18 protein-coding genes are annotated in these 19,503 nt (G+C 45.5%); 16 read left to right on the top strand and 2 right to left on the bottom strand.

Annotated features, from left to right (window positions below; translation table 11 throughout):
* Window positions 1-113: 113 nt before the first annotated feature.
* From AC5SLM_RS02120 to rpsR, 9 genes are all read left to right on the top strand, one after another.
* Window positions 114-377, top strand: coding sequence for a hypothetical protein (locus AC5SLM_RS02120; protein ID WP_205458251.1), 264 nt, complete (start codon window positions 114-116; stop codon window positions 375-377).
* 5 nt (window positions 378-382) lie between these two features.
* Window positions 383-1,918 carry an ABC1 kinase family protein gene (locus AC5SLM_RS02125; RefSeq protein ID WP_495249273.1) on the top strand — a complete coding sequence of 512 codons (1,536 nt, stop codon included), beginning with the start codon at window positions 383-385 and terminating at the stop codon, window positions 1,916-1,918.
* 5 nt (window positions 1,919-1,923) lie between these two features.
* Window positions 1,924-2,559 carry a pyridoxamine 5'-phosphate oxidase gene (pdxH, locus tag AC5SLM_RS02130; protein ID WP_495249274.1) on the top strand — a complete coding sequence of 212 codons (636 nt, stop codon included), beginning with the start codon at window positions 1,924-1,926 and terminating at the stop codon, window positions 2,557-2,559.
* A gap of 90 nt (window positions 2,560-2,649) precedes the next feature.
* Window positions 2,650-3,462: an HDOD domain-containing protein gene (locus AC5SLM_RS02135; RefSeq protein WP_495249275.1), complete on the top strand. Its 813-nt coding sequence runs from the start codon at window positions 2,650-2,652 to the stop codon at window positions 3,460-3,462.
* Window positions 3,459-5,405: an RNB domain-containing ribonuclease gene (locus AC5SLM_RS02140; RefSeq protein WP_495249276.1), complete on the top strand. Its 1,947-nt coding sequence runs from the start codon at window positions 3,459-3,461 to the stop codon at window positions 5,403-5,405. Before AC5SLM_RS02135 ends, AC5SLM_RS02140 begins: the two co-directional genes overlap by 4 nt.
* Window positions 5,405-6,409 carry a DNA polymerase III subunit delta gene (gene holA, locus AC5SLM_RS02145; protein WP_495249277.1) on the top strand — a complete coding sequence of 335 codons (1,005 nt, stop codon included), beginning with the start codon at window positions 5,405-5,407 and terminating at the stop codon, window positions 6,407-6,409. Before AC5SLM_RS02140 ends, holA begins: the two co-directional genes overlap by 1 nt.
* An 89-nt stretch (window positions 6,410-6,498) precedes the next feature.
* Entirely contained in the window at window positions 6,499-6,957 is a 459-nt protein-coding gene (gene rpsF, locus AC5SLM_RS02150) for a 30S ribosomal protein S6 (RefSeq protein WP_495249278.1), read from the top strand.
* Between the two features lie 18 nt (window positions 6,958-6,975).
* Window positions 6,976-7,464 (top strand): single-stranded DNA-binding protein, encoded by a 489-nt coding sequence (locus AC5SLM_RS02155; RefSeq protein ID WP_495249279.1) that lies wholly within the window; start codon window positions 6,976-6,978, stop codon window positions 7,462-7,464.
* Window positions 7,465-7,485: 21 nt separating this feature from the next.
* The gene (rpsR, locus tag AC5SLM_RS02160; protein ID WP_205458267.1) at window positions 7,486-7,746 is read left to right on the top strand and encodes a 30S ribosomal protein S18; all 261 of its coding nucleotides are present in this window, start codon (window positions 7,486-7,488) and stop codon (window positions 7,744-7,746) included.
* A gap of 77 nt (window positions 7,747-7,823) precedes the next feature.
* On the opposite strand, the gene lon is transcribed toward rpsR, so the two are convergent.
* A complete protein-coding gene (gene lon, locus AC5SLM_RS02165; RefSeq protein WP_495249280.1) occupies window positions 7,824-10,241 on the bottom strand; it encodes an endopeptidase La in 2,418 nt (805 codons plus the stop codon).
* A gap of 22 nt (window positions 10,242-10,263) precedes the next feature.
* A complete protein-coding gene (locus AC5SLM_RS02170; RefSeq protein ID WP_495249281.1) occupies window positions 10,264-10,908 on the bottom strand; it encodes an outer membrane protein assembly factor BamD in 645 nt (214 codons plus the stop codon).
* Between the two features lie 141 nt (window positions 10,909-11,049).
* Here AC5SLM_RS02170 and fliW point away from each other — a divergent pair, with 141 nt between their 5' ends.
* From fliW to hpf, 7 genes are all read left to right on the top strand, one after another.
* Complete coding sequence (gene fliW / locus AC5SLM_RS02175) at window positions 11,050-11,442, top strand: flagellar assembly protein FliW (RefSeq protein WP_495249282.1); 393 nt, start codon at window positions 11,050-11,052, stop codon at window positions 11,440-11,442.
* Complete coding sequence (locus AC5SLM_RS02180) at window positions 11,439-12,194, top strand: pyrroline-5-carboxylate reductase (RefSeq protein ID WP_495249283.1); 756 nt, start codon at window positions 11,439-11,441, stop codon at window positions 12,192-12,194. Before fliW ends, AC5SLM_RS02180 begins: the two co-directional genes overlap by 4 nt.
* Before the next feature lie 72 nt (window positions 12,195-12,266).
* A complete protein-coding gene (locus AC5SLM_RS02185; RefSeq protein ID WP_495249284.1) occupies window positions 12,267-16,868 on the top strand; it encodes a LamG-like jellyroll fold domain-containing protein in 4,602 nt (1,533 codons plus the stop codon).
* Window positions 16,868-17,563, top strand: coding sequence for a type II secretion system protein (locus AC5SLM_RS02190; protein ID WP_495249285.1), 696 nt, complete (start codon window positions 16,868-16,870; stop codon window positions 17,561-17,563). Before AC5SLM_RS02185 ends, AC5SLM_RS02190 begins: the two co-directional genes overlap by 1 nt.
* Complete coding sequence (locus tag AC5SLM_RS02195) at window positions 17,557-18,450, top strand: prepilin-type N-terminal cleavage/methylation domain-containing protein (RefSeq protein ID WP_495249286.1); 894 nt, start codon at window positions 17,557-17,559, stop codon at window positions 18,448-18,450. The genes AC5SLM_RS02190 and AC5SLM_RS02195 overlap by 7 nt, the downstream gene beginning before the upstream one ends.
* A complete protein-coding gene (locus AC5SLM_RS02200) occupies window positions 18,450-18,881 on the top strand; it encodes a type IV pilus modification PilV family protein (protein WP_495249287.1) in 432 nt (143 codons plus the stop codon). Before AC5SLM_RS02195 ends, AC5SLM_RS02200 begins: the two co-directional genes overlap by 1 nt.
* Window positions 18,882-18,974: 93 nt before the next feature.
* Entirely contained in the window at window positions 18,975-19,499 is a 525-nt protein-coding gene (hpf, locus tag AC5SLM_RS02205) for a ribosome hibernation-promoting factor, HPF/YfiA family (RefSeq protein WP_495249288.1), read from the top strand.
* The last annotated feature ends 4 nt before the right edge of the window (window positions 19,500-19,503 follow it).

A 19,503-nucleotide genomic window follows, 5' to 3' on the forward strand; every position in this document is an offset into this window, starting at 1 on the left:
GTTCTCAAAAAGCCCTGAACCACCCAAGCCCCCATAAACAGACAAAATACCCCTACCAACACCCCTTTGTGCATGCTAAACTTTGGTACAATATGACCCTACAAGGAGTTACCATGCTAAAAGATGTACTGTACACAGGAATCGGTGCGGCAACGCTATTTAAAGAGCACGTGGAAGCGGAGCTTAAAAAGCTAGAAGAGCGGGGTAAGCTGGGTGCTAGTGATGCCAAAAGCGTACTCGCCTCCCTTGAAGCACGAGGCAAAGAAGAGGATGAGAAAATCAAAACCCGCCTCAAAACGCTCCTCAAAGAGGTGATTGACGAAGTAGGTATTGCCACCAAGGCGGATTTAGAAGCCCTTAAAAAGGAACTCAAATAGCCCCATTGCGCCACTACGCTCCCACACGCATTTGGGGTGTTTTTACCTTTTTGCTCACGGTCTATTTAGCCATCAAACGCCGGCCTAGTTTTTTGGGTCTTAAACCCCTTTCGCCCAAAAAATTGGGGCAGGTTATTCAACGCCTTGGGGCGAGTTTTGTCAAACTGGCCCAAGTCCTAGCTACCCGTGCGGATTTTTTCACGCCTGAGTATTTGCATGAGCTAAAAAAATTGCATGATGAGCTTCCGCCCATGCCACAAAACGCTTTTGAGAAACTCTTTTCGCGTGCGTTTACTCCCGACACCTTTGCACGCTTTGAGACCACACCCATCGCTTCGGCCTCCATTGGGCAAGTGCACAGCGCGTGGTTGCATTCGGGTAAAAAGGTTGCTGTGAAGCTCTTGCGCGAAGGTATTAAGGCGCAGGTCAAAGCGGATATTTTTATTTTAACTGCCTTTAATCGCCTCTTTCGGCCGCTCTTTTCTTCCCACACAAAAAACTCCATCGAAGCGGTGATTCAAGAGTTTTCCAAAATGATTCTCCAAGAAGTCAGCCTCACCAATGAACTGCAAAACCTCCAAAAATTTGCCAGTACCTACAAAGACAGTGGTGTGCGTTTTCCGCACCCCTACCCCCATTATTGCACCGATGAAGCGTTAGTGATGAGCTTTGAGGAGGGCTTTCGATTCGACGACAAAACAGCACTTTTGGCCCACAAGATAGACTTTAAACCCATCATCAAAACCTTGGTGACTTTTTACGTGGAACAGATGCTTATCAAAGGCTTCTTTCATGCCGACCCCCATCCTGGAAACGTGCTTGTTAACGCCAAAGGGGAGCTCATTTTTCTCGATTTTGGGATGGTTAAAACCGTTCCAAGCAACACACGCATTGCTATTATTGAGCTTTTAAAAGCGGCCAATACGCAAGATTATGAGCTCTACATCAACGCGTGCAAGCGCCTAGGCACCGTGGCTTACGAAGCACCCACGGCGGAGTTAGCAGAGTTTACGGCCAAAATGTTTGCCATCTTTTCCAACGATAACCTCAGTAATGAATCCATGCAAGATTTAGCCTTTCACGTGCTTGAGGGCACCCGAAACCTTCCCTTTAAACTCCCCAGTGATGCCATTTATATCTTGCGTGTCAGCGCCATCATTGAAGGCCTTGGCACCACGTACATTCCTAATTTTAACGGCGTCAAAGACATTTTACCCCTCTTGCTTCAAAACCTCCCGCGCGCCCTTGGGGCCAAGGATTCTGTTTTAGAAACCATCATCGAACAGGTTAAAGATTTGCCCTTTGTAGTCCAAGACACCAAAACCGCTATGAAAAAAATCGCCCAAGGGGAAGTGCGCGTGGAGCTTTCCAACGACCAACTCCACTGGCTTGGCCGCGAGGTCAAAACCTACGCCAAAGAGGCCCAAATCACCCTGTGGCTAAGCCTTGGCGCTTTGGGTGTTTTGCTCTACGACCCTGCCCTTTACGGGTTTACTCTTGGGCTCTTTGGGCTTGCTTTTTTACGTCTTTTATACAAGTAGGATTCATGAAAGAAAACCTCTTTACAATGCGCAAAGAATACACTTCCGCTCCTTTACATGTAGAGGATTTAAACCCCGACCCCTTTGTGCAATTTCACGCGTGGTTTGAAGAGGCCAAACCCCTTTTAGAACCCAATGCCATGACCCTTGCCACCGTAGATGCCCAAGGCAAGCCCACCGTGCGCACGGTGCTGCTAAAATATTTTGACACGGAGGGGTTTGTATTTTTCTCCAATTACACCAGTAAAAAAGCGCAAGACTTGGCGCACAATCCCCACGCGGCGGTGCATTTTGCGTGGTTAGGACAAGAGCGTCAAGTGGAGATTTGCGGGCGTGTGGAGAAAATCTCCCGCGCTGAGTCTTTGCGCTATTTTCTCTCCAGACCCTTTGGAAGCCAGTTGGGTGCGTGGGTTTCAAATCAAAGCACGGTTATCAGTTCGCGCTCTTTGCTAGAAGCCAAATTTGCACAGCTTAAGGCGAAATTTGCCAAGGGCGAAGTGCCTTTGCCCGATTTTTGGGGCGGATACAAGCTTTTTCCTACCTCTTTTGAATTTTGGCAAGGGGGCGGCGACCGGTTGCACGACCGCTTTGAATACACCCGCCATGAAAAAAATTGGTCCCTTCAGCGCCTTGCTCCCTAAACTTAAAACACCACTACATGTAAAGCGTTTTAAGCTATTTTTAGCTAAAATCAGGCCGTTGTAAACTTATCTTCACCACAAGGCGACATCATGGATGAAACCATTTTAAAGAAAATCAAGTCTCTTCCGCCACTTGATGATACCATTCTCAAAATTCAACGCATCTGTACGGATAAAAACAGTTCGCTGAATGATTTGGTCAAAGTAGTAGAGAGTGACCCCATGTTGACCGCCAATATTCTCAAATCTTCCAACTCCCCCTTGTATGGATTTAGCCGCGAAATCAAAAACATCTCCCACGCCATCTCCCTCTTTGGCATGGCAACCGTGCGCGGATTTGCCCTCTCAAGCGCCATCAAGCAAAGCATGAAAATCAACCTTACACCCTACAACATCACCAACGGCCGCTTTTTAGAAATCAGCACCTACCAAAGCGCACTCATGTTTAACTGGTACACCAAGGTTGATCACTCCTTGCTAGATGTTCTCTTGCCTGCTTCTTTTTTGATGGAGGTCGGAAAAGTCGTCCTTGCTAACATCCTCATGGACAAAAACGCCTATGGGCCTTTTTTGGCGAACATTAAAACCATTCGCACCCTCTCTGAACTTGCCGAACTGGAATACCAAACCTATGGCATCACTAGCGAAGAAGTAACCGCAAAAATTTTCAAACAATGGAACCTTGAAGCAGAACTAGTAGATGCTATCCGTTTTTCCAATAACGTCGAGAACGCACCAAGTGCTATCCAACCCTTAGCGTGTGCCCTGCATGTGGTCAAAACCGCCGTTAATGTGTTTGACCAACTCTCTCTCATTTCCACCCAAAACGCCAAAGCACTCGTAGACAAGCACGGGTTTGACCCAACTATTTTTGACGAAGCCATCCAAAAAGTGACCGTGTGAAAGCATTCTTACTCGCACTCACGGAGGGGGTGGATAGCACCACTCTCACCAAAGACCAACTTGCCCTAATGGGTGAACTCACACGCCTTAAAGCGTGTGTTTTTACCAAGGGTCACTACAAACTCGACAGTGCTTTTCGCGTGGGAAAGGTCGATGTTGCCTCTAGCGGCACGGGTTTTTTAGAGGTGTTTGAAGCAGGACTGGCGCGCAAAGATTTGATGATTGAACCCAAGGACTTGCAAGGAGCGATGCGCGGAGACTTGGTCCTTGCCAAGCGCCTTCCTATCCGCAAAGGACGCCCCAAGGCCAAGGTGGTCTACATCCTTAAGCGTGCTAGCGGGGTTGCCATTGTTTACACTAAAACGGTTCAAAAGCAGGTCGTCGCCTTACACTTAAAAACAGGCCTTGCTTTTCCACTGGCTGCAAGTCAAAAATCCCTCAAGCAACTCCCCGAAGCTTCTGTGTTAAAAATCGACACCGTAACAGGCACTATTTTAGAAGTCTTAGGCGTCTTTAGCGACCCTACGGTGGATGAAAAAATCTGCCTCGCCGCCCACAATAAAACCGAATTTTTTAGCCCCGAAGCCGAGGCAGAATCCAAAGCCCACGGCACCCGTGTAGAGAAAAGTCTTTACCCTGAGCGCGTGGATGTCACGCACCTTCCTTTTTGCACCATCGACCCCCCCGATGCAAAAGATTTTGACGATGCTATCTATTTTGACCAAGAAAACTATGTCCTTTACGTCGCTATCGCCGATGTGAGTGAGTACGTTTTTCCCTTTGGGCCCACCGACAAAGAAGCCAAAGAGCGCGGGTTTTCCATCTACTTTCCCCACAAATCCATCCCCATGCTTCCGCGCACCCTGAGTGAAAACATTTGCTCTCTTAAACCCAACGAAGACAGGTTGGCTTTTTGTTTTAAAATCACCCTAGATAGAACCTCTTTACATGTAAAGAGCGAAGAGCTTTTTAGTGGCATCATCCACTCCAAGCGCCGCTTTACCTACGACGAAGTTGACCGTTTTTTAGCGGGTGATTTTAGCCAACAAACCCCCGAAGATGCCCCTATTCTTTCGTGGCTTTTGCCTTTGCGAGACACCATTTTTAAGGTACGCAAAAAACGCCTTTATGATGGATTTGAATTTCGCAGTAACGACACCCGCATGGAAGTGGACGCCCAACAAAACCTCATTGCGACACACATTGAGAGCGAAACCCCTTCCCATTCTCTCATCGAAGATTGTATGCTTTTGGCCAACCAAGCTGCCGCCAAGCGCATCCAAAAAGGGATTTTTCGTAACCACGAAGCCCCTTCCTTTGAGCGCATTGAAGAGTTGCTCGTTGACCTTGAAACCATCGGCTTACATGTAAGCTTTTCCCCTGACCTTCCTAAACTCATCGGCCTCATTCAAGAACAAGCGGGCGCTCTTGGCATGCGCGAAGACGTGGACAAGCTCATCATTAAAAGCCAAAAACGCGCCTTGTACGAATCCGAATCCAAAGGCCATTTTGGCCTTGGTTTTGACACCTACACCCATTTTACCTCCCCCATTCGGCGCTACAGCGACTTACTCCTTCACCGCTTGCTAAAAACCGGGCTTTCTCATGATGAAAAACTGCACCGTTACCTACTAACTGACATCGACACCGTTTGTGAACGCGTCAGTGAACTTGAACGTGAAAGTGATAAGGTCGCCTGGGAATACATGGACAGAAAGTTTGCACGTTGGGCGGCGACACACTTAAGAGAAACCTTCAAAGCCATCATCACCGATGTCAACAAAGCGGTCATTGCGCGCCTTGATGACACCATCCAAGGGGCACGGCTGTTTATCATGGATGATGATGTGGAACTTTTAGAGCGCGTGGAAGTTATGTTGGTGGAAGTTGATTTGCCCAGTGCCAGAATTTACGCGCGCGTCACCAAAAGGCTTGACCCTTAATGTACCGCCGCGACCTTGAAAACGCCCTCCATGCGGGCAAATTACCAAAATCCTTGCTCTTGCACGGCCTGTGTGATTTTCAGATTTCCCACTTTGGCACTGCTATTTTAAAGCATTGGAACACCGCAGGGGACGACCCTTTGGTCTTTTATTTTGATGCGTACGATTTTCACTCTGCCAAGTCGCACATCTCCCAATCTTCGCTTTTTGGCGACAAAAACCTCTTGGTTATCAAAACCGACAAGCCCCTTCCCAAGCAAGAACTTGAAGTCCTTCTTGCCCTGTGCCACAAAGATGCCAACAGCTTTTTACTCTTAGAATGTTACAGTGATGATGCCAAGGTTAAAACCATGGCAAAGTCCTTCTCCAAGGCCCTTAGTAGCGATGTAGTACGTTTTTTCAAGCCCTCCCTTTCTGAGGCCATGGGGTTCATGACACAAGTAGCCAAAACCAAAAACCTTTCCATTCAATCCTACGCCCTTAACCACCTCTACCTCACCCACAACGAAGATTTAAATCTGGCCATTAGCGAATTTGACAAGCTAGCTATTCTTGAGCGAGAAGTGACCAAAACAGACATTGACCGTTTGGTCTACGGCGCAGGAACAGTGGGCGTGGAAGAGTTTGCCTCAAAACTCTTGGACCTTAAAGAGATACACGCCGATTATCAAAGCTTTGTAGAATCTGGGGCCTTTGATGAAGTGCGCGTTCTTAACGCCATCCAAAACCACCTGGTGCAATTGTCCACCTTTCACCTTTACATCAAACTTCATGGGGACTTTGATGCCAAAGAAATTCTAGGTTACCCGCTCCCACCACACCTTGCCAAAGAGCGCGCTAGCCAAAGTTTGCGCTTTCCGCTTTCCTTGTATCAAACCCTCCTAGAAGCCCTTGCCCATGCCGAACACACCCTAAAAACAAAAACCCACTACGACAAAGCCGCCTTTTTACTCGCCACCCTTTTACATGTACAATCCCTCATCAAAAAATTAGGAAAGTCTTAAGTTATTTTAAGATATAATCGCCGCTTACTCTTAGCCACTAAGGGTTCCTTGCTCTTACCAAAAGAGCTACATATCCACAAGGAGAACACATGCGACATTACGAATTGTTGTTTGTACTAAAGCCTACGCTTACCGAGGAAGAAGTACAACAAAAGTTAAACCTCATGAAAGAGGTTCTAGAAAAGAACGGAGCTGAGATTGCTTCCGTACTTGAAATGGGAACACGCCGCCTTGCCTACGAAGTGCAAAAGTTTGAGCGTGGTGTTTATTTTGTTGTCTACTTTACAGCCCCAACTGCGGCGATTAAAGAAGTTGAGCGTATTATCCGCATCAACGAAGAAATCATCAAATTCATGACCGTTAAATTTGAAAAGAAAAAAGAGCTTGCACACTGGGAAAAACTTGCCAATGCAGCCAAAGGTAAAAAAGAGGAAGCAAAGCCTGCGCAAACTGAAGAAGTTGCAGCGGCTCCTGTTGAAACCGTAGAAGCTCCCGTTGAAGCTCCTGTTGAAACCGTAGAAGTTGCCCCAGAAGTCCAAGAGGCCTAATACCCCAAAGGAGAAGGCATGTTTAACAAAGTCATTTTAGTAGGAAACCTTACCCGAGACCCTGAGCTTCGCTACCTTCCTAGCGGAAGTGCGGTGTGCAACACAGGCATCGCCACTAACCGAAAGTTTAAGAGCCAAACAGGAGAGCAAAAAGAAGAGGTGTGTTTCATCGACATCACTTTTTTTGGCCGTTCTGCGGAGATTGCGAACCAATACCTCAAACGCGGATCAAAAATTCTTGTTGAGGGACGTTTGAAGCTTGATCAATGGACGGACCAAAGCGGCGCAAAACGCAGCAAGCACTCTGTTTCGGTTGACTCCCTTCAAATGCTCGACAGCAAAGGGCAAGGGCAAGCAGACCACGGCAACGACGAGGCACCAACTTACGGGGAACCACGCTACACCAATGACCAACAAAACATGCCACCACGGCAACCCCAGCAAAAAGGCTCTGGAAACGTTTCGTATCCAGAAATCGACATCAATGATGACGAAATTCCATTTTAGAACCATACAAAGGTAAATCCCATGGCTGAAAAACGTAAATATTCACGAAAATACTGCAAATACTGCGAAGCAAAAATTGAGTTTATCGACTACAAAGATACAAAACTTTTGAAGCACTCACTTTCTGAGCGTTTTAAAATCATGCCACGCCGCCTAACAGGCAACTGCAAAAAACATCAAGAGATGGTAGAAGCGGCAATCAAACGTGCACGTCACGCGGCGATCGTTCCGTACATCGTTGACCGCAAACGTGTTGTTGCCAACCCGTTTGAGATTCTTTAAGCCTTACATGTAAAGGAGTTCCTTATAAAAAGGAACTCCAATAACAAAAGGGGTTTTGCCCCTTTTGTTATCGCCTCTTAAACCAATACTCTTTTTAAGACTTCTTCGATTCGTTCCACCGGAATAATCTCCAACGCCTCTTTCACTTCATCGGGAATCTCTTCCAAATCACGCTCGAAATTTTTCTTTGGAATCAAGGCTGTGGTAATCTTGGCTTTAAATGCCGCAATGAGTTTTTCCTTTAAACCGCCAATAGGCAATACCTTGCCCGTTAGGGTTAACTCCCCTGTCATCGCCACATCACTGCGTACTTTTTTATCCGAAAGGATGGACGCAATGGCTGTTGCCATCGTAATCCCTGCACTTGGTCCGTCTTTGGGTGTTGCGCCCTCAGGGACGTGCAAATGCACATCAAAACGGCGGTACATTTCACTGGCTTCGGGCAGGACATTGTCTTCTTTTTCTTTGGTGGTTTGAGGAATAATGCCCTGTGGAATGGAAAGCTTTTTCTCATCAATCAACACTTTAACCACGCTAAGGGCAATCTTTGCAGACTCTTTCATCACTTCACCCAAAGAACCCGTGATTTGCATGGAACCTTTGCCTTGAATGCGAATGGCTTCGATTTTGAGCACATCGCCCCCCACGCTTGTCCAAGCTAGGCCATTGACTTGACCAATGCGGGACTTTCTGTCCGTTGCTTCAATCTCAAACACCCGTTTTTCGAGGTATTCTGGGATATTTTTAGTGGTGATAGAAATTTTCTCTTGGCTAGGGTCCAAAAGCAACTGCTTGGCTACTTTTCGGAAGATATCAGCCAAACGGCGGCGCAAATTTCGTACGCCAGACTCTCTGGTGTAGTTAGCAATAATCATTTGCAAGGCAGGTTTAGCGATAGAAACCTCGATGCTTTTAAGACCGTGTTTTTTTAACTCTTGGGGAATGAGGTACTTTTTGGCTATCTCATACTTTTCTTGTGGCGTGTAAGAACTAAGGAAGATAAACTCCATACGGTCGCGCAAGGGTGCGGGGATGGAGCTCACGTCATTAGCCGTAGCCACAAACACAATCTTGCTCAAGTCGATGTTGAAGTTAAGGTAATAATCCCTAAATTTGTTGTTTTGCTCAGGGTCAAGCACTTCTAAAAGCACCGCCGTTGGGTCGCCCCTAAAACTGCGCGCAACTTTGTCAATCTCATCAAGCACCACCACGGGATTCATTTGCTTAGCCTCAATCAACCCTTGGATGATACGTCCTGGCATCGCACCAATGTACGTGCGTCGGTGGCCACGCAGCTCATTGACATCTTCAAGCCCTCCTAGGGCAATCCGTACAAGCTCGCGTTTTAGCGCTTTGGCAATGGAGTTTGCCAGCGAGGTTTTACCCACCCCTGGAGGGCCTGCAAAACACAAGATGGCGCCTTTGTTGGACTTGTCTTTGATGCCGCGCTTTTCAAGGAGTTGCTTTACGGCAAAATACTCTTCAATGCGCTCTTTTGGCTTGGTAAGCGAGTAATGGTCTACGTCTAATTGGCGTTTCACTTCGGCAATGTCTAAGCGTTCTTTGGCTACAGATTCGTACGGGATTTCAATCACCCAATCAAGGTACCCTTGAATCATGTTTGCATCCGCAGAATCCGGGTGCATGCGCGCCAGTTTGTCGATTTGTTTGCCAATCTCTTTCACCGCATCTTCGCTCATATAAGGCTTTTTGGCTTCAAGTTTTTGGCGGTATTCGGCAATCTCTTCTTCGCGCTGGGAGTCAGTACCTAGTTCTTGTTGAATCTGTTTGAGTTGCTCTTTTAGAAAGTACTCTTTATTGACTTTTTCAATGCGCGAATGGACTTTGGTTTTGATTTCCCGTTGCAATTTGCTTGATTCGATTTCTTCAATCAAATAATCCACCAAAAGCAACATGCGCGCCTCAAGACTAGCTTCGGTAAAGAGCTTATATGCTTGCTCTTTTTTAAGCCGCATGGAGCTTGAAATCAAGTCACAAATGCGCCCTACTTCGCTGTTTTCTTCAATGGTTTTGAGCAAATCGGGTGGAAAATAATTACTCACCCCTGCAAGCACGCGCACTTTTTCGCGCATGATGGACAAAATCGCATCGATCTTGTTTTCATTTTCACGGGTAGTGTGCAACACTTCTACCATGGCTTTGAGCGGTTTTACACCAAGCTCTTGAGTGATAACACCCTTTGTCATTCCTTGAAAAAGCACCTTAACCCTGCCATCAGGCAAAGCAACTTTACGCATAATAGAACCAATCACCCCTGCTTTGTACATGGAATCAAAATCGCGGGTGCCTTCTTCGCCAGGTTTTGCCGAAGCCACCAACACAAGCGAATTATGCTCTAGCGCAGCATTGGCTGCGGCAATGTTTTCTTCATCGTTTAAAAAAAGTGGTGAAATCATAAACGGGTATAAAAATAAATCATCTTCGACAATAATGGGAAGTGCGGCTGGAAACGCACTATAATCACTAAGTTGCAAAGTCTTCCCTCCTTTATCTAGGTTATTCAAAAAGTGCGCGGTACCACGGCAATGTTGGCTTGATCATGTTGGCATCTTTAAGCGGTGTGCTTTGAAGTTTTTCTTCATAGATGGCAGCTGACGCGTCCTTGCCTGTGCGCTTGTATAGCGCGGCGATTTCTTGTTTGAGGTAGTACTCGCCCAACTCCATTTTAGTTAAAATCGTCTCTACCATGGGACGATAAACAGACTGAGGGTACCGTTTAACAAACTCTTTCGTCTCTTCAATGGTGTCAAGCAAAAGTTGTTGGTTGCGATTTGGGTAAGAGAAAGAAGCGAAGTTGGCTTTGATTTTTAAAAACCGTGCATACTCCACTCTGGCAGGATTCCCATAACGCTTCACGTATTCGTCTAGGTAAAAATTGGCCAACAAGTATTCCTCATCTTCCATGTGTGCATGGGCTAAAATGAGCATAGCCTCTTCCAATAAGGGTGAAGCAACATGTTCGCTTGCCATAGACGTATAATGCAAGTCCGCCGACTCCAAATCTCTGTCTTTGATGTCTTTGATAATTTGTTCATACCAAAATGCTGCGGGTTGATTAAACAGTTCTTCTTGCTTGCTTGCACACCCGCCTAAAAGGGAGGCGACAAGTAACGATGAGGCAAAAAAACGAAGGTAACGCATGGTACTCCTTTACTATTAAAGTGGGTATTGTAGTCTTTTTTACGTTATCTACAGTTTAAATCTTTTTGAGCGATATAAAATAGAGTTTTAAACTCCCAAGTGCTACAATCATGGAAAACTTCCCTCCCCAAAAGGACGAGCATGGTCTTTACTGTGAAGAGCCCGATTCCCGGCTTTCCCCACATCACCACAATGGAACTTATTAAGATTGATGATTTTTTCATGCGACTTGAAAGCAAAGATGACGCCACTTCTTTTACCTTGTTAAACCCCTACATGTTGCGCGAGTATGCTTTTGAAATACCTGCTTATTATAAAACGCTACTTGAAATCACCGACACAACCAAGGTGATGGTGTTTAACATCATGATTATCGCTAATCCCATCGAGGACTCTTCGGTGAATTTCATTGCCCCGTTGATTTTTAACGCTGACACGATGGGCATGGCACAGATTTTACTAGACTCAGACAAGCACCCAGACCTTGGCATTTCCCAAAGCATTGGAAGTTTTTTGCAAGAGGAGGAGGCATGAAGCTTACTTTCATTGGCAACGGAGCTATGGCCAAGGCCATGATAGCAGGGCTCATTAACTCCCATGAAATCGAGGTTATCGGCAAAGACATGGCCAAACTTCGCGCACTCAACGACGCCTTTGATGGCAAGCTTTCTTTGGGATTACTCCAAGAGCGCGTGGACGCAACGGGTAAACTACTCATCTTGTGTGTCAAACCCTATGCTCTCGAAGCAGTTGCGCCTCACTTTTACGGTGAAGCGCACGGGCTCATCAGCGTGCTAGCAGGAACACCCCTTCACGCCCTCCAAAAAGCCTTTACATGTAAACACCTCGTCCGTGCCATGCCAAACCTTGCTGCAGCACACGGCGCATCCATGACCCTTTTAACGGGCGATGAACACTTTAAAGAAACCGCCGGAGCAATTCTAAAAAGCATCGGAAAAACCCACTGGCTAGCCACCGAAAAAGAATTTGACATCGCCATGGCACTCACAGGAAGCGGCCCCGCTTTTTTAGCCCTTGTGGCCGAAGCCTTGTGTGATGGAGTTGTGCGCGAAGGATTAAAACGTGAAGACGCTACGCTCTTAGCACATGGCCTTTTTGAAGGCTTTGCCCCACTACTTCAAGCCAACCATCCCGCCCTCATCAAAGAAGCCGTCATGAGCCCAGGAGGCGTCACCGCCGCAGGACTTGGGGTCCTAGAAGAACGCGGCGTAAGAAGTGCTTTTATAGAAACGATGAAAAAAACATACGAAAAGACTTTAAAGTAAGATTATTTTGCTATAATTTTTTTTGTGTTCTGGTAAAAACTACAGACCCAATAAAACACCAAAGGAGAGGCTATGACTAGTGCAGCAGTCCGCCGCTCACATGCTTCTGTTTCAAAAAGCTCAAACATAACCCTTCCTTCTTGTTCAAAAATACTTTTGACATTTTTTTACTTAGTTTTATTTCAAATCAACTTGAATGCAACAGGTGTTAACGTTGCGCTACTAGGCACTGCAACACAATCATCAATAGATTTTGGTGGTGACGCCTCAAGGGCGATTGATGGCAATACTGATGGTGATTATAACAATGGCTCCGTTACTCACACCAAAGGCAGTTCGCAACGTGACTGGTGGCTAGTTGACCTAGGAGATATTTACGATATCTCAAAAATAAACCTTTTTAATCGCACAGGCTATGAATCAAGGTTAAGAAATGTGTATGTCATGGTTAGCAAAACCCCTTTTACAACAGGAACAACTCCAGCTGCTTTAAACAACGCGCGCAACCTAGCAGCATGGGAAGGCCAAGTTGGAAATAATCCTGGAGCTTTAGTCTCTTTTGGCTCCATTAATACTTCGGGTCGCTATGTTCTCATCCAAAAATCTGGTAGCAGCAATGATACAAATTTTTTATCGCTTGCCGAAGTGGAAGTGTGGACAACCTCCCCAGAACCCATTGTGGATTACCGCATGGATGAGTGTTCTTGGAGTGGAATGGCCGGAGAGGTGAAAGACAATAGTGACAATAATCTTCATGCTACAGCAATCAGTAGCAATGTTGCCTCACTACAAGATGGCATCATAAATAACGCAGGGGCCTTCACCCGATCAAACTCGCAATACATACAACTCCCAACACTTGGGACAAATAAAATTAATTTTAATGATGGATTTACTATAACAACTTGGGCAAGGTTTTCAGCCACACCTGGAAATTGGGAGCGTATTTTTGATTTTGGAAATGGGGCAGGCCAAAACAATATTTTCCTAGGTAGAGAGGGAACAAGCAATACCCTCATCTTTGGTATTCATGAGTCTACAGCTGGCGATAACTACTTGCGAGCCAACGGCGCCATTTCAGATACAAATTGGCACTTTTTTGCCCTCTCTTGCAGTGGGTCTACATGTAACCTTTATAAAGATGGTACCCAAATAGCATCGTCAAGTTCCATGAAAATACCCTCTTATGTTAATCGAACTAGCAATTACATTGGGAAAAGTAATTGGAATGATGCTTATTTTGAGGGAGGGGTGGATGAATTCAAGGTCTTTGACCAACCCCTTAAGCCTTTGCAAATTCAAGCTATTTACAACCGTGAGTATACAGGCAATAACTACGATGACACGCTAAGAAGTAAGATTGCTTGTCTTGCCCCCTACTGTAGCGAAAATAATCTTCCAGATGGTTTTCATATTATTAATCCCTTCGACGAAGAGGAGAAGTCATTTGAAATATTTTGCCACAACAAGCGAGACTATATCGCCCTTCCCAATAAAAATACTTATAACAATTTTGTCTTTAACAGCAACTCTCTATCAAGCAACGACTATTACACCCAAGCTAATTCCAATGCTCAACAATTCCAAGCAATTGAAATCAATGCATTCACCATGAAAGTGCTACCAAGCAATAACACTTTGAACCCTGAAACCGTTGGAAATTTTAATGTGATGGGTTCTGCTTTTAGCAATATAAATCTCATAGGCACTCCTTTTGCTATTGATTGGAGTGAAACTGATATTTTCAATTGCACCGAGGCAAAACTTCGAAAAGCGTATTATGGGCAAACAGTTAAAATTAATACGCTAAATTATGATTCCAAAGCTATCTGCCAAATAAATTCCATGAAATTAAAGCTTTTGGATGATTATATGTATCTGACATTAAACAACGAAGAGGTTTTAGAGAACACATGTAAACTCATGGCCGAAGCAATACCTGCAAATATTTTACCGAGCGAAAACATCAAAGGACACTACTGGATAAAGCCAAATCAAAATGGTCGCTCTTACGCCAACAATGATATCACACAAGCGATCGAGCGTCCCATCGTTGCTTATTGTTGGTATCAAGCTGATTTGGATTGGGCATGGACATTTTTATTAGCCATGGACGGTGAACGAACAATTAGTAAAAATGACCTGACAAGCAAGCAAGACTCTTGTTCCAAAATGGGACTTTTTCCTTTTGTCCCTAATAGTGAAGATACTTTTGAGCGTGTAAGAAAATTCCTTTATGATAATAAAAGCCAATGGGATGGCTACACCGGAACCATTGAAGAAAAAGTAAGCGCTCTCCACAATAACACCTATTACTTAAGCTCAGAACGAGACCAACCTATTTGGCCTTATGGGTCGTTTGGGGTCTACTATCCAACCAATGGCAGCAGTTCAGTGTGGCGCGGGAGTAATGATACAAACCCTGGATACATGAGTGGAGCGCCCATGCATAATATATCCACCATCACTTCCGACTATGAACGTTATGGAGAATTTTATAGCTATGGCAGATACAGCAATACAGACACTATCGCCATACCTACAAATATTTATGAACACAAAGACACTATGGGGTACAAAGGCTGGGTGTCCATTCTTGGAAGCAACGACTTAAATGTTACTGATGCGTGGTTTATCTCGCGAACAGGGGCTGGAGAAAATATCACTGGAACTACAGTTTATTTTGAACCCAACGGTAACTATACCGGCGGCTGTTGGCTAAATTATCTTTTCGATGAACAAGGCAGAGTTAGACATAATGATGATTGGAACTGCAATTACCCCTATTATGATTACATGTGTATGGCAGAGGATAATTATGATTTTACACAAAGATACAGTCTCATTAGGGGCCATTTTGACGTTATAGAGCGCAGTGTTTTGCCAGGAGATGAGCTTGACAACAGAATGATCCAAACACAAATTGTTAACGCCACAAATGAACTTGATGGCATTCTTTTGAACTATGAAGGCACCGGTCTTGCTCAAGATCAAAACATTAGTTTTGGTCTCTTTCTTGCCACTACTCATATGGAAGGACAAATAGAAACACCTGAGGATATTTTTTACGTCGGAGATGATAGCACGTTGGATATATCCCAAGGAAGATTTCCATTACCTAACGTCCTGCCGGGAGAAGCCTACAAGCGTCTCTTTTTTAGATTCAAATTTTGTTCCTTAGCCAACACTCATTGGACAGAATGTTGGCAACCTGGCCTTGATGGAAGTAAAATCAATCAAGCTTTTGCTCAAATTTCAGAATCTGATGATTTTGCCTTGCGTCCAAAAAGTTTTGAACTAGCTTTTACTCCAAACACAGTCAACAAAATCGCTGAAAAAGAATACATACTAACCTTTAAGGCGGTTGATGCAGCAGAAAATCCGACGATAGCGTACAATGAGATAATCCCTTTTGAGCACACCAACACCATCACACATCCAAACTGTATCAATGGAACCTTTTCTCCAGACCCAAGCAATATTTCTTTTTTAAATGGGGAAAAAGTTGTGGATATCCTCACCTACAATGAAGCTGGCATAGTTAATATAAAAGTCAAAGAGACAGCAGGCTCGGAATTTGCTTTCGTAGATGCACTAGACACGCCTGAAAGCCGTCGTTTTATTACGGCTTATGATCAAAACATTAGTTTTACACCACACCATTTTGACATCAATGCCTCTTTAACGCAAGCTGGCGGCAATTATACTTATATCAACTCAAACATCACTGGCTCCACAGCTATGGCTGCTGTGTTTGACATCAACATCTCCGCAGTTGGAGAAAACAATGGCACCTTACGCAACTACTCAGGCAACTGCTACGCACAAGACAGTAATTTAACATTTAATTTTCAAACCGTCACCCCAGAACCTGCTAATGCGATTGGGAAAATATTTTTCTATGAAACAAACACCGACTCAGATAAAAATATCACTATCGATAAAAATGAATTTGTGTTGGATGGACTCTCCAAAAATATTTTTACTGATGGAAATGCGACCTTAGCCCTTAGGGTGAATTTTGAGAGAAAAACAAACATTGCTGCTGAGCCTTTCCGCTTGCGCCCTACCTCTATTGGTCTCAAAGATGATGATGACATCACCGGAACCTTTGCCACTAACAACCACAACGCCACCTTCTACTACGGGCGTGTTCACGCGCCTGATTACCGTTTTGGAGGCAAAAGTGGAACGGCAAGGGTTTATTATGAAGTGTATTGCAAAGATTGCAATACTACGGACTTTAGCGCCACAGGAACGGCAAGTCCCGACACACTCTATTGGTTTCAAAATGATTTTCATGACACATTAGCAGATGGCAATGTGTCACTCTTTAGCTCTGTAGGAAATGTAAGATTTGGTAATATAACCTATGCTGGCTCCCCAGCAACCGCTCAAACAACCGCTGTGGCAAATGGGATAGAAACACAAAATCTCATCATCAACCAAACCCCCTACACCGACCGTATTCGCTTCACACCATCCTCGTGGCTCATTCACGACCCTTTCAACGGAGCCGCCACGACGGGTGATTTTACCGTGGAGTTTTACGGGGCTGGCGCATGGGCAGGGGAAGGGTCTGTGCGCGATAACGCTGATGCAGTTGGTGCCCATTCCCACGGGACAGACGGAAACACTACTCTCAAGCGTAATAATCAAAGGATAAACTGGTAATGCGTAGCGCATTTTCGATGATTGAACTGGTAATTTCCATTGTCGTCATGGGTATCGTCGTAGCAACCTTGCCGATGATTTTACTCCAAACCCAAAACAACCTCGCCTACGCCCTGCAGCAAGAGGCCATCATGGCCACCAAAGCCAAGATGGGCTACATTCTCGCCTACGATTGGGATGTGAACTCTTACGAAGCGACTAGCGGTTTTACACGAGCGCTAAACACCGATGGTACTGCCGCTGACAATGCCTTTGACGTGGTAGCACTTTCTGTACCACCGCGCCGCATTGGACACGTGGCAGCAAATGGCAGACAGCGCTTGCGAAATGACCTTGCCACCCCAACCCCAAAGGCCACCTTTGCTGCCAACTCCAACCAAGCCACTGGCTATCCCGATATTGACGATTTTGATGGCGTTGGCGAAAATATCATCATTACCCCAACAGACTACGACGTAGTCCTTCCCATTACCCTGATGCCAACCATTAACTATGTTAGCGACAGTCCCACAAACAATTACAATCAAACACCCCTGAACTTCACTTTCACCACAGCCCAAACAGGCATCACCAATATCAAGATGATTGAAATCCATACCACAAACACGGGAGCAGGAGGCACAAACATCGACCTTACCTTGCGCGCTTATGCGAGCAACATTGGCGAAAGTCGCCCCCTGGAACGCACATGGTAAAACGCCCAGCTTTTACGCTTCTTGAGCTTGTGATGGTCATCGTCGTTTTTGGCATTGTCGCCTCCATCGGTGCAGATATCATCAGTTCCATGTACCAAAACTACCTGCGCACCCGCACCATTAACCGCCTGCAAGCACAAACGGAGATTACCCTAGAACAAATCGCCAGACGTTTGCAGTTCCGCGTGAAAGAGAGCGTCATCGCAAGAGAGCCGGGGGTTGCTTTTTTATCTTTAGCAAACGACAATGTCGACAACAACTTCGTTGTTCTTGAATGGATTGGCTACAGTAATGAAACCTTGCGAGGCACCACCACCCCCTTATGGACAGGACTCGTTGACCTAGACCCTAGCGCGAACCCCACCCTAGTAAGTCCTGGAAGTGATTTTGCAACCGCAGGAACGCTCATGAATGTTCTGACCGAGGGAGATGTTGACCTTACAGCGGGAAGGGAAGCAGCGCTTATTTTTAAAAGACCTACCAATATTGCAGATTTTGGCTGGGGACTCAACGCCAACACCGATGGAATCAATGCGCTCAAAGTCGCCCAAGGGGCAAACCAAGACGAACTCACTATCACTTCTGTCAATATTCCCAATGAAATTTACGAGCACTACTACCTTGCCCACACGGCGTACGCCCTTGTGCCTGTTTACGGTGCGGCCCTTAATCCCAACGATTTCAATCTTACCTTGCGGTACAACTACCAACCGTGGCACAACCAATTTTACACCGCAGGAAGCGAGGCTGTGATGGCCCAAAACGTACGACTCTTTCGCTTTCGTCAAGATGCGAACTTGATTCGTCTTAAGCTATGTTTGCATGACAACAACCAAACAGGCGTAGGAGATTTCATCGTTACATGTAAAGAAAAGGTGGTCTTTTGATGCGACGCGGATTTAGCATGATTACGGCGATTATCTTCATCGTTTTAGTAGCCACTTTGGGCGCGTTGGCGCTCTCCCTTTCCACCCAAACTACCAAGCAAACCACCGACTTGTTCTTGCGCGAACAAGGGGAACTTTTAGCCCAAAGTGCTACGGAATTTGCCCTTTTGGCTTTTTCGGCCCATGAAATCAATGCCACCAATGGCTGTTTGCAACAAATTAACGCCCAATACCCACAAGCTGGTGCCAACGCTCTTTTTGACATCAACATCACCTTGCGCTACTTAGGGAGCGGCCTTCCTGCAGCTTGCAACGAAACTTTTGTCACCACAGCCGACTCTAACCTTACCCTCATCATCGACACGGTTGTGACTTCCAATGCCGCCACCGAACCCATCCGTTTCCACCGTCGCACCCTGCAAAAACCTTAAAAAAATAACAGACTCTTTTTCTCTTATCTCTTTAAGAATGGCTATGTTATAATTTCCAAAGTCCCCAAAAATGGGGCTAGGAAAGGAGTTACCATGAACACTAGTATTGTTGGAAAACAATTCGAACTCACCGAAGCTATCAAGGGCTACATCGAGACTGGATTTGATTCTTTAAGCAAATACAGCCTCGACATCATCTCTGCACGCGCCGTCATCACTGCGGATGAAAAAAAAGGCAAAAAAGGCTTTGGGGTTGAGCTCATCATCAATCTTGCACACATGGACACTGTCGTTATCAAACAAAAAGAAAAAGACCTCTACGCTGCGGTCGACCTTGCGGTTGAGCGCGCTAAAAAAGTCCTTCGTCGTCATCACGACAAAGTCACAGGGTACCGCGCAAAAGCCGAAGAGACGCCTTCTGTCAAAGAAGTGGCTGAAAAAATCGATGGCGTGGATGAGATTGTTCCCATGGAATTAGACTTGTACAAACCTATGGAAATCGAAGAAGCGCTTGAAAAACTCAAAGAGAGCGGACAGCAATTCCTCGTCTTTAACGATCAAGAAGCCAAGCTTCGCGTCCTTTACAAACGCACAGACGAAAAATTCGGCTTGTATTAGCCAT

Source organism: Sulfurospirillum sp. HTRB-L1, assembly GCF_059415125.1.